Below are 704 nucleotides of genomic sequence, written 5' to 3'. Positions count from 1 at the left end.
GATCCAGGACGTCGACGATGTCGACAAGGCGCCCACCTCGCTGTCGCTGTCGAAGTCGACCGTCAAGGAGAACGTCAAGACCGGCACCACGGTCGGCACCTTCTCGGCCAAGGATCCGGAAGGCAAGACGCTGACCTACACGCTGACCGACGATGCCGGCGGCCTGTTCAAGCTCTCCGGCGCCAGGCTGGTGACGGCCAAGGCGATCGACTACGAGAAGGTGCAGAAGGACACTGTCACCGTTGCCGCGTCGGACGGCGTCAACACGGTCGCAAAGACCTTCACCATCAAGGTGACCGACGTGGTCGAGACGATCGCCGGCACGTCGAAGGCGGAGACGCTGAAGGGCGGCCTCGGCGCCGACCTGATCAAGGGCAATGGCGGCAACGACAAGCTCTACGGCCATGCCGGCAACGACCAGCTGAAGGGCGGTGCGGGCGCCGACCTCCTGATCGGCGGCAAGGGCGCAGACCGGCTGGACGGCGGGGCGGGCAACGACACCGCCTCCTACCAGGGGGCTGCGAAGGGTGTCACCGCCAGCCTTTCCAAGCCTTCGCTCAACACCAATGACGCCAAGGGCGACGTCTATGTCTCGATCGAGAACCTGACCGGCACGAGCCATGCCGACAGGCTGACCGGCGACGGCAAGGCCAATGTGCTTTCCGGCGGGGCCGGCAAGGACGTGCTCAAGGGCAATAGCGGCG

The 704-nt window shown here is 65.9% G+C and carries 1 pseudogene; it reads left to right on the top strand.

Annotation, left to right across the window (positions count from 1 at the left end):
• Nucleotides 1-704: pseudogene (locus HV823_RS26375) on the top strand (hypothetical protein); the annotation flags it as partial.

Origin of the sequence: Mycoplana rhizolycopersici (genome assembly GCF_013378445.1) — a bacterium.
Classification (GTDB): Bacteria; Pseudomonadota; Alphaproteobacteria; order Rhizobiales; family Rhizobiaceae; genus Mycoplana; species Mycoplana rhizolycopersici.
The sequence above is the reverse complement of the archived record's forward strand: the minus strand, read 5'-3'. Positions and strand labels throughout refer to the sequence as shown.